The sequence below is a fragment of the Desulfobacter curvatus DSM 3379 genome, assembly GCF_000373985.1.
GTDB classification, from domain to species: domain Bacteria; phylum Desulfobacterota; class Desulfobacteria; order Desulfobacterales; family Desulfobacteraceae; genus Desulfobacter; species Desulfobacter curvatus.
In genome coordinates this window covers 17,611-28,278 of the sequence record NZ_KB893103.1, presented here as the reverse complement: position 1 = coordinate 28,278, position 10,668 = coordinate 17,611, and the positions used below count along the sequence as shown (strand labels likewise).

Genomic DNA, 10,668 nt, shown 5'->3' with positions numbered 1-10,668 from the left:
CGTTCATTTGTTGTTGCCCCTCCTTTTACCGGTACCTCGACATGGCGACATACCAGTTGTCCGAGAAGGTTGACAATACGATCTTGATTTTCTTTCGGGATGATTCTCCAACTGACAGGGGGTGCTTGAGTTTCCTTTTTCATGCAGCCTCCAGAGTAAATCTACTAATGATAATAGCCCTTTACGGCTAATGATAGGAGACTCACATGAATGTGTCAAGTTTATTTTTATAGATGCATTATCAATAGTATATTGAAGTCTTTTTCAAAATGTGCAAGCAACACTTGAAATTGGTCAAAGAAATACAAATTAGGAACTACGATGGCCTGATCGCTCATACATCTCTTGTTCTTGCCAGATATAACATGCTCAGCCTTTATCAGCGGCAATGTGTGGATCAACGGTCATTCGGGGAACTCTTCAGGGCTTGTAATGATGAGATGAAAAATCTATCTTTTATGGTTTCTTTGGAGCGGATCATGCGTTTAGCTTTGGTAAATATTCGGCGACTATTTGATTTTAGCGAGCGTATGGTACAGGAGATGCTTGATCAGGTGATGGGTCAAGCCCTCAAGTATTTCGGCTTTTCAAGTTGTTCTGAGGAATTATTGGGGGTGTAAAATTACTCCTCCGAAAGTTGAGTATTAAAGTTTTCCTAGACATATTTATCTTTTTATATTATTCTGCTCCTAAAATGACCCAAAGGAGATAAGGAGCACAGCATGGAAATACCCAACACTGAGGACTGGCGCTTCACTGATGTTCGGTTTCTACCGATTTTTAAAGAATACGCAAAACGGATCAATTTGGTAGACACGATTAATGCTATGGTTAATACACAGATGGAGCTATCTATAGGAGAGACTGTTCTTGCAATGAGAATTGATACCCTCTCAGGAAGAACTCCACTGTACCGCCTTGAAGAATCCTTCAATGGCATGGACACCGAACTTCTTCTTGGTAAAACCATTGCCCCGGGCCAATTTAATGATACCAATCTTGGACGGGCAATGGATCAGCTTTTTCACGCAGGGACGCACAAAATTTTTTCTCAACTTTCCCAGAATGCCATCGGTTGTTTCAAGCTGGACACACGCTATCACCATTTTGACACTACATCCGTTTCAGTATTTGGTGATTACGATCATCCCGACCAACCTTTGAACATCACCTACGGATACAGTAAGGCCAAACGACCGGATTTGAAACAATTCATGGTTTCGAACGCTGATTTTACCTTATTTAATTCGGATGATATTTCTGTTGTGTTTTTTGGGTCCATATTGCCTCCTTTACAAAATTAAAATTTGGAGGCAATTCTATCCATTTTAAAAATTTAATTCACGCATGTTTGCCGAAAGGACACGAAGTACTTCCATAATCTGCCAGGAATAACCGGCTACCATCATTTTTCTATGGATTCAAGTCATCCTGGAGTGGTAATTGCGAAACGCTACATTGACTCTGAACAAGAGACCTTTGAATTGCTGAAAAAGACTGCCGATTCCTCGACTCTATTAGACGGTTCTATCCACCCCGAGGAAGTCATCTCAGCAGGACTATCTCCGGAACGTCAGTGGTACCTATACGATAAGATCCGGGAACACATACCCAATCTCGCAGACAAGGATGCAACTGCTCCTCTACCAGCTGTTGAGCGTCCTACCAAGAAGCTGAACATGTCATAGATGTGCGATGGATTATTTTTTTTATACTCACCTTAAGGTGGGTTTTGTCAGCTCACTCCCCAAATATGGAACCAGAAATGCGAACAGGGGTTGGACCCGGACCGTAAAAAAATTTTTTACAATATAAACCGGGTTCGTCGCCTGTGGGTATTCAGTTTTTTTCCGATTTAACCCTGCAACGATACTTAGTACACCACAACGCAAGTCCGTACACCGTTTTTTAGCCCGGCAAATTTTTTTAAACCAAGGCATCCGGTGTTTATGAACCGTGTACATATTTACGGCGTGGCGTACTTAGCATCTGGCAACATGTATCCTAAAAGTTAGGGACGAAATGAAAAAAGAGTATTGCCATAAAAAGTCTTGACTTTTGAATTCCGTTTGGTTAAGAAGATAAAAATCTCAGTTAAGTACATTAACCATAAGGAATCTATTGAAATGATTAAAAAAACTACATCTCTTACCCTTTTTTCTTCTGGTGTGGTGCTTTTGTTGTCCAGTGTTGTGCTCTATTTGGGGCCGCCCAGCCATGTGGGGCATTTCTCTCCATGGACGTTCATGGGGCTGAACAGGCATCACTGGGGCGCCATTCACTTGAACAGCGGGATTCTTTTCTGTATCGCCATGCTGGTGCACACCTGGTACAACTGGAAACCGCTGGCTTCTTACATGACTTTCGGGATCCGTCCGGGAAAAACCCTTGTGCCGATGTTGGCCTCCCTGCTCCTGACTCTGTTTGTCAGCACCGGATCCTTTCATCATGCCCCGCCCATGAAGCAGGTTATGGGCTTTGCCCGGTTCCTGAAAACAGGTCTGGTTAAAAAGTACGGTACCCCGCCTTACGGTGCCAGTACCCGCTTTCCGGCCTCTGCCATTGTCGGCTATATGGGGTTAAATCTCCGGGACACCCTGGCCCGCCTCAAAGAAAATCACATTGCCGTGGACTCACCCGGACAGTCCCTGGCAGAAATCGCTGAGCACAATCACACAACCATTGGTTGTCTTTTAGATATCATGCATACCACAGGAGATTCCCATGAAAAAATGTAAGTTATCCGCACCCTTGTCTTTACTTGTATTGGCCCTTGTTTTTTCCCTTTGTCCTGTTGCCCTGGCAGGGGGAAGTTCCGGCGAAACGCAAAATCCAGAGGGAATCGCTGATTCGGCAGATCCTGAAAAAACCCTGGATACCATTGTAGTAACGGCCCAGAAAAGATCTGAAAGTGTCAAAAATGTGCCGGCCAGTATCACGGTCCTGGATGCCGCCATTATTGAGGATGCCAGCGTTGACGGCATGGAAGGGATTTCCGATCTGACCCCTGGACTTGAATTTTACAATGCCGGCTCCCGCCGCCACGCCATAAGCTTTATGCGCGGCATTAAAAGTATTCATGGGGGAGAGCCTGCCATTGGATACTATGTGGACGGGGTCAGTTATTCAAAATCCTATATGTTTGATTTTCCTTTGTTTGATGTCGAACAGATCGAAGTGCTCAAAGGGCCCCAGGGATGCCTTTACGGGCGAAATGCCATGGCCGGCGTCATCAATGTCCGGACAAGCGAACCGGGCAATGAGGTCCGCAGCAAAATCGAAGCAAGTTATGGCAGCGAAGACTTGATGGAGTTTAAAGGGACCCTGCAGGCTCCTGTTGTCCAAGACCGGTTTTTTGTGGGGATCGCCGCCCTGGCCAGGCAGCAGGACGGGTATATGGAAAACGATGTGGAAACCAGCGGGGATGAAGGACGCCACACCGATGGCGGCGGCGGCCGACTCAAACTGCGTTTTCTGCCATCGGACATGCTTGATATGAATCTGGTCCTGGACGGCCAGACCTGGGATGAAGGGGTATTTCCCCTGCGCAGAACCGAAAGAAATGCCTTTGTTCAAAAAGGCGTTTTCAAGTCCGATCCTGCCGGCCACTATTCCCATGATTTCGAGGGCACATCTGATACGGATGTATGGGGTGCAAGCCTGAATGTGAATTACACGCTGCCCATAGGCATCCTGACGTCCATTACCGGGTACCGGGATTACCAGGTGGATGAGTTGCTTGATGCGGATTTTTCCAGCCTTGACATGACCCGGATGAATTATATCCAGGAGGATAAGGGCCTGACCCAGGAACTGCGCCTGGCATCAGACCCTTCCGGTTCCCGGTTCAACTGGCTCGGGGGACTGTATTTTTATGATAATGATTCAGTAAACCACACCACCACCTATTACCGTCCGGCAATGGCCGGCAATCCCGGAAATCCCTTTGGCACAAATACCGGCAGCAGCCTGAATGTGTCCGACGGCACCAGCCGTGGCGCTGCGGTTTTCGGCCAGGGGACCGTGAAAATGCTTAACAAACTGGATCTGACCCTGGGGCTCAGGTATGAATATGAGGATGCAGACATGCACTGGACTAAAGAAGACACCCCTGACGGCGGAAGCACCACCACTACAGTTTATCCGGATGCTTCCGACGATTTCGACGCCTTGATTCCCAAGGCCAGCCTGGCCTGGCATTTCACGGACAGCCATATGGTTTATGCCACCTTTTCCGGGGGGCACAGGAGCGGGGGATTTAATAAATTAGCCCCGGCAGGCGGTACGGCATATGATGATGAGACCAGCTGGCTTTATGAAATCGGAGGCAGGCTTGAGTTTTTGAACGGCAGGCTGGCCCTGGACCTGTCCGGGTTCTACATGGATCTTGAAGATGAGCAGATTGCCCTGTTTGATACGGATCTGAACACTTCCTACATATCCAATGCCGGGGAGTCCCATCGTCTCGGGCTTGAGGCAGAAGCCCGCCTGACGCCTGTGACAGGCCTTGACCTGTCTGCCGGATTGACCGTACTTGAGGCAGAATATGACCAATATGCCGATCCGGTCCTTGGCACGGACTATGCCGGGAATCAGGTTTTTAACGTGCCTGAGGTTTCCGGGAATATCGGGGTGCAGTACCGGCATATGCTGACAGGAAACTGGTCTTTCTTCGGCCGTCTGGATATTGTGGGATACGGGAAGCGCTACCTTGACGATGCCAATACGGTCAAGGAAAACCCCTATGCCCTGGTTCATGCGAAGGTCGGTCTGGAAACGGAAAAAATGGATATCTATCTTTGGGGTAGAAACCTGCTGGACCGGGAATACATTGTTTTTGAGAATACTGCCAAGGGAATTGCCGAAGACGGAGAGCCCCTGACCGCCGGCGTTACAGTGAGTTACCGGTTTTAATCCGCCGGGCACCCAATTTTTAAAACCGGTCCACGGCATTGATATGCCGGGGACCGACTTTGGATAAGGCCATTTACGTAGTTAATTGTATTAACTATTTGGAAATATCCTTTATGCCGGGCGGATCTCCCTGCCAGTCGTCATTCACGGATCTGTTTTGTCAGGCGCTGGGCCATAATCTCATCCAGGGTTTCAAACATCACGGCTGTCACGGCAATCTGGGACAAAGAAAAGGTCTGAAGCTTGCCCATTAGGTACGCCATGTCATCCCGGTGAACCCGGGCATGGGCCTTGTAAGCTTCCCAGCCAAGTTCAGTGAGCACCAGGCGGACTTCCTTATTATTGGCCCTGGCCGGCCTTTTTTTTAGAAAACCTTTTTTGGAAAGTCTGGATACCAGTTGGGAGGCCGCGCTCTTTGATGTGCCAAAAACCTGGGCAAGTTCTGTGACACCAATGTTTTTGCTGTTCCCGATGGCCTGGATCATATGGACTTCCCGGGTGGATGCCGTTACATTTTCGTTGACCCGGATGGGCAACGCCTCATTTTGGCAATATTTTCTGGCCGTGCCCTGGAATTTTCCAATCAAGTCCTTTATGATTTCAGTCTTATCATCCACGCTGCAATGTCTCTATCAGGTCCACAAACTTATACGGGTGTGCAAAAGGACCCGGCCCAACAACCTGGCATTCCTTTCCTTGAAACCCTTTTCAGTGTCTGCCTGACAGAGGGATAACATCCTTTCCCATGGAAGATCAAGGGCCGGGAAGATAATTTCCCGTCGGGCAACCGGTTCGGCCCAGGTGCGCTAAAAAGTTCCTCTTTGTTTATAAATAATAAAGGAACGCCTCCAGACGGGTCCTGTCCGATGGGTTCCGGTTGCCGTCCAGGGTGAGGTTGAGCAATGGGAACTCAAATTTCCGGGCCAGGGCATTCAGGGAAATGCCCGTATTTTCGTACATGGGGGAAACCGTGATAATGCCGTCAACCTTTTCATGGATATCCAGGCACTTGCCCAGCCGGTACCGGCCGTTGGCCCCTGTGTAATACCCCAGGGTGGCCTGGGCATGCCTTACAAGATCATCCAGATTTTTTGAAAACACACTGAAGCCTTTAAGGTGCCTGTCAATCCCCCGGATCAGGCGCCACAGCTTATCCACCCGTTCCAGGAGCATGGCTGTGTTTTCTTTCCTGTTCTGTTGTGCCCAGTCTCTCCACAGCAGGGCCAGGTATTCGCTCATGGAGGCATAGACCACTCTGTGCCCCAGGGATTCAAGCCAGGAAAAATACTGGTCCGTTAAAAAATCGTTGAACATCACCAGGGGATCGCCAATGATAAATATCTGTTTTTTGAACGCGGTGCCTGCAAGGTTTTTCCGGATAATGGCCGCCAGAATGACAAGGTTGTCCAGGGTCAGCTCGTTTTTTTGAATCAATCCGTTTACATAGGAAAGATGGGCCTGGCGGTGCCGGGACGGGGCCAGCCAGATCAGGTCGGCGGCAAGGATTCCCATGAAAATGCCGTGAAGCATATCAGGGTCTGCAGCAATGCCGTCTTCCATGAACGGGGAGACCAGTCTTGTGCCTGTATACCCTTCCTGGTCCAGCTTTGTTCTGATAAAGCGGCTGTACTGCCCGTCCACCTCCGCGCCTTCGGTCTGGGGAATGATAAAGGCGGCTGTTCCGGGATTTGGGTCCTGGTCAAGGTTTTCAAGGATATCTCCCAAAAGGGCGGTCAGGGGAAAGTACTCATTGGCCGTGGTGTACTGCCTGCCCCGGTTCAAGGCGCTTTCCCCTGTTACTGGAAGAAGGTTTGCAGATATTCCCTGCCGGGCCAGGATTTCCTTAAGAACGCTTGAATAGGCGGGCAGCTGGGGAAGGAAAATCCTGGTCCCGGGGGGAAGCGCGTTGATATCCTGTGTTATGTTCACGGGTGTGTGAACAATCCGGTTTTCATAGGTCTCAATGGGTTCGGACCTTTGGGCCGGGATATGGGAAATGCGGTCCACAAAGGCCTCCAGCCGGGTCATAACACCTACCGGGGAGGCGTGCTCATCCACTTCAATGGCCAGGAACGGCTTATCTCCAATGATTTCGGCAAAAAAGTGGGACGCGACAGAATCCGGCCCGCACCCGTGGTGGGTTAAAAGAATGGCAAAAAGATTGGGATGTTCCCTGATCAGGTAGGCAGGATCCAGGATATGCTGGATAAAGGGCCAGTACATATTGGGATGCTCCTTGAAAATATTGCCCTCGGGCAAATCAAAAAAGCAGATTGTTTTATAGCCCATTTCCGCCAGCCGGTCCGGTATCCCAAGGTTTAAAACCGGGTCTGCCACCCCGTATATTTTGGAGATCAGGACAAAGGTTTTTTCATCCGGACCAAGGGATTTAAGGACCTTTTTGCCGTGGTCTTCCATCCGTTTTTCAAATTGCTGGAACGCCTTCATGGAGGCCCCAAGGGCCGCCATGGTCTGCTCCTTTGTCCGGCCAAGCGTTTTGCCAAGGTCAATAAAGCTTTTACTCATGAACTGCGGACCCAGGCTGAAGGCAATGGTGGGAGATAAAAGCGTGATGCCGGTTTTTTCAAGATCCATGGTCTGGGCCATCAGCTTAAAGGCCAGCTGCATATAGGCGCACCCGAAATTCTGCCGGGACTCGGAGCCCGGGTGGTGTACGGTATAAAGGTCCGGAAAAAAAATATAATCCACCTTTTGAGAAATGAGCCAGGCAATATGGCCGTTAACCAGTTTCACCGGATAACAGGTCTCATCCAGGGAGCAGGCCTGGGACAGTTCAATGGTCTGCGCATTGGAGGACGGAGACATGAGCACATTGAACCCAAGGGTTTTAAAGAAGGTGTGAAACATGGAAAACATGCCAAAGGTAAACAAGGCCCTGGGAAGGCCCACGGTTTTTTTATCCGAATCCAAACCAGCGGTGTAGCCATCAAAGACAAGGTCCTGGACCTGGGCTGAAAAGCGGTTTTCTCCGCCTGCTTCCATATCCTGCCCGGACGGGCAGGACCTGGGCCGTGGGCTGGCGGTTTCATTGTTGTTTTCCGCCGCTTCTTTGGCTAAAAGTGCCGCACCCAGCGCACCGGTGACGCTGAAAAATGCCGGCACCTTGATTTTTTTTCCTAAAACGACCCTGAACGCGTTGACCACACCCTGGTTATGGCCCAATCCCCCCTGGAACAGGATATGATTGCCGATTTGCCTGGCACCCACCACCCGGTTCAGGTAATTTTTGACAATGGAATAGCACAGGCCTGCAGCCAGATCCCTTTTTTCCGCCCCCCGGGCAAGGTGACCGGCCAATGTGGTTTCCATGAACACGGCGCATCGCTCGCCAAGATGGATGGGGGTGTTGCTGGTCAGGGCCATAATATCGAAATCGTCAATGGGAATACCGAATTTTACAGACTGCTCCTCGATAAATGAGCCGGTTCCTGCGGCGCAGACCTTGTTCATTTGAAAATCCGCCACCTGTCCGTCTTTAATCCGGATAAATTTGGAATCCTGGCCCCCAATCTCAAATACCGTGTCCACATCCGGATCAATCGTAACGGCAGCCTTTGCCTGGGCCGTGATTTCGTCTTTGATGGTCTTAGCCCCCACCATTTTGCCGATCAGGTAGCGGCCGGATCCGGTTACGCCTGTGCCAAGAATTTTCATGTCATGGCCGTGGGCCGATTTCAGTTCCTCAAGTCCCTGGCTGACAACCGCGGCGGGTTCCCCACGGGTCCTTAGATATCTGAAATCCGTCACCTGCCCGCCGGGATCAATGAGCACCAGGTTTGTGCTGGTGGAGCCCACGTCAATGCCTAGGAAAAAGCCTTTTCCAGGGTCTGAAGATGCTTGTATGTCATGCTTGCCATAACTGTCATCCTGCCCGAATAAAGCCAGCGGCGGCAGGCTGATCCCGACCAGGTCTGTGTTTGAAAACGGTTCCTGGGCGCACACAAAGGCGGGTTCTTCCGGGGAAAGAAGACGGGTTTCAAACCCTTGCTTAAGGGCAATCATGGCGGCCCCGGATGCCGCGGCAACATTGAAATGGTCCGGGATAATCAGGTCCTTTTCCCCAAGTTCGAGCACATCTTTCAAGGCCCGGATAATCGCCTTGTTATGGGCTACCCCGCCGGTGAAAAGGATGGGGGTTTCCAGTGACAGCTTTTTCATCACACTGGACCTGAAATTGCGGACCACGGCATAGGCTATACCTAAAAGTATATCTGCCACAGGCACCCCTTCCTGCTGGTGGTGGGTGATATCTGTTTTAGCAAACACACCACACCGGCCGGCAATCCTGGGAATGGATTTCGCCCTGGCCGCATAGCCGGAAAAATCTTCCGGGGCCAGGCCCAGCCGGGATATCTGCTCTTCCAGGAACGCTCCCGTACCGGATGCACAATTGGCATTCATGGCCACTTTGATGCCATGACCCGACTTTTCCTTAAGCCCGGTGATGTACTTGGCGGTCTGGGCGCCGATTTCCACGACAGAGGCAGCCTGTTCGCAAAAAATTCTGCCTGCGGCAACAACCGCCGCCACTTCGTTCACCCCCATGATCCTGCCTGCCACAAGGTCCTGGCCGCTGCCGGTCACAGCCCCCATGCGCAACGGCCCGTAACTGTTTTCCTGTCTTAATTGTTTCAGCCGGGCGTTCACCACCCCCCGGATATCCCCGTGATGCAGGGTATAATCCGACCAGACCACCCGGTTCTTGTCATCCACCACAGCTGTCTTGACGGCTGCGGACCCAATATCAATTCCAAATGCAGGCATTGTGATCTCCCCTTTAATTTTTTAACTGTTTGGGATAGGAAACAAAATCCAATAAGAAAGAAATAGCCTGCTTGATAGTTTTTATTCTACCCCGTACAGGTTTGTTTTTACCCGGTGCGGTATTTTTGATTACTGGTTTGCGGATTGACGACATAGCTCACAAGGTCCAGGGGCAAAATAAAATGGTTCGGGGGTAGAATTTAAAGGGCAATATCAGGCATTAAAGACAAGCAGACGAATGTTTTTATTTTGGTCATGCTAACCCAACCGGCTGAGCTTGCCGGATTTTGAAAGGAACACGCAAATGACACAGACATTGAAGAATGGACAATGCAGACACCATTCAAAAGGCAGGGGCCAGGGACCCAGCAGCTACTGGGTTCAGGAGCCCAAGCTTGTATTTGATGTCCTGGATATTCGCCCGGGGCAACATATTCTGGACATGGGGTGCGGCGCAGGAGACTATACCCTTGAGGCTGCCCGTTTGACAGGGCCTTGGGGCCAGGTCACGGCGGTAGACCACTGGCCGCCCATCGTAGATTCCCTTAAGACGGCAGCAAAGGCCGCAGGGCTGTCCCAGGTCCAATGCCTCACAGCGGATATTACAAAACCGCCCATGCCGGTTAAACAAAGTTCCATGGATCTTTGCATGGCGTTCACGGTATTGCATATTTTCGGGACTGAGAACAGCAGAAAGAGCCTGTTCCTTGAAGCGGCAAGAGTTCTTAAACCCAAGGGGCGGCTTGCCGTGATGGAGTGTAAAAAGGAAGAGATGTCCTTTGGCCCGCCAATACATATGCGCCTTTCCCCGGAAGAGGTTGAGGCGGTGGCAGTGGGATGCGGATTCAGGAAAACCGGGTACACAGACCTTGGGTATAACTATCTTGTTATGTTTAGCTTATCCCGCACCCCAGGGGCAACCCATAAACAACAGCCCTGAACTTTATAAACAAAAATTCAATACCGAAC

General features: G+C 50.2%; 6 protein-coding genes and 1 pseudogene. 5 read left to right on the top strand and 2 right to left on the bottom strand.

All coding sequences use genetic code 11. The features are described from left to right. Positions 1 to 251: 251 nt before the first annotated feature. The 4 genes and pseudogenes from B147_RS0123110 to B147_RS0123090 form a co-directional block, all read left to right on the top strand. Positions 252 to 620: pseudogene (locus B147_RS0123110) on the top strand (IS4 family transposase); the annotation flags it as partial. A gap of 102 nt (positions 621 to 722) precedes the next feature. After that, on the top strand, positions 723 to 1,304 hold the full coding sequence (locus tag B147_RS0123105) for a DUF4277 domain-containing protein (RefSeq protein WP_020589576.1): 582 nt from the start codon (positions 723 to 725) through the stop codon (positions 1,302 to 1,304). Positions 1,305 to 2,126: 822 nt separating this feature from the next. Then, positions 2,127 to 2,738, top strand: a complete 612-nt coding sequence (locus tag B147_RS0123095; protein ID WP_020589574.1) for a DUF4405 domain-containing protein — start codon at positions 2,127 to 2,129, stop codon at positions 2,736 to 2,738. Next, entirely contained in the window at positions 2,725 to 4,914 is a 2,190-nt protein-coding gene (locus B147_RS0123090; RefSeq protein WP_020589573.1) for a TonB-dependent receptor, read from the top strand. The genes B147_RS0123095 and B147_RS0123090 overlap by 14 nt, the downstream gene beginning before the upstream one ends. 140 nt (positions 4,915 to 5,054) lie before the next feature. On the opposite strand, the gene B147_RS0123085 is transcribed toward B147_RS0123090, so the two are convergent. Both B147_RS0123085 and B147_RS0123080 read right to left on the bottom strand, forming a co-directional pair. Next, positions 5,055 to 5,531, bottom strand: coding sequence for a MarR family winged helix-turn-helix transcriptional regulator (locus tag B147_RS0123085; RefSeq protein WP_020589572.1), 477 nt, complete (start codon positions 5,529 to 5,531; stop codon positions 5,055 to 5,057). A gap of 208 nt (positions 5,532 to 5,739) precedes the next feature. Continuing rightward, positions 5,740 to 9,699, bottom strand: a complete 3,960-nt coding sequence (locus B147_RS0123080) for an acyl-CoA dehydratase activase (protein WP_020589571.1) — start codon at positions 9,697 to 9,699, stop codon at positions 5,740 to 5,742. Positions 9,700 to 10,003: 304 nt separating this feature from the next. Here B147_RS0123080 and B147_RS0123075 point away from each other — a divergent pair, with 304 nt between their 5' ends. Beyond that, a complete protein-coding gene (locus tag B147_RS0123075; protein ID WP_020589570.1) occupies positions 10,004 to 10,639 on the top strand; it encodes a class I SAM-dependent methyltransferase in 636 nt (211 codons plus the stop codon). Positions 10,640 to 10,668: the final 29 nt, after the last annotated feature.

What these genes read in the sequence shown, in the direction of transcription:
- B147_RS0123105 (WP_020589576.1), top strand. Translation starts at nt 723, where the DNA reads ATGGAAATACCCAACACTGAGGACTGGCGCTTCACTGATGTTCGGTTT.
- B147_RS0123095 (WP_020589574.1), top strand. Translation starts at nt 2,127, where the DNA reads ATGATTAAAAAAACTACATCTCTTACCCTTTTTTCTTCTGGTGTGGTG.
- B147_RS0123090 (WP_020589573.1), top strand. Translation starts at nt 2,725, where the DNA reads ATGAAAAAATGTAAGTTATCCGCACCCTTGTCTTTACTTGTATTGGCC.
- B147_RS0123080 (WP_020589571.1), bottom strand. Translation starts at nt 9,699, where the DNA reads ATGCCTGCATTTGGAATTGATATTGGGTCCGCAGCCGTCAAGACAGCT.
- B147_RS0123075 (WP_020589570.1), top strand. Translation starts at nt 10,004, where the DNA reads ATGACACAGACATTGAAGAATGGACAATGCAGACACCATTCAAAAGGC.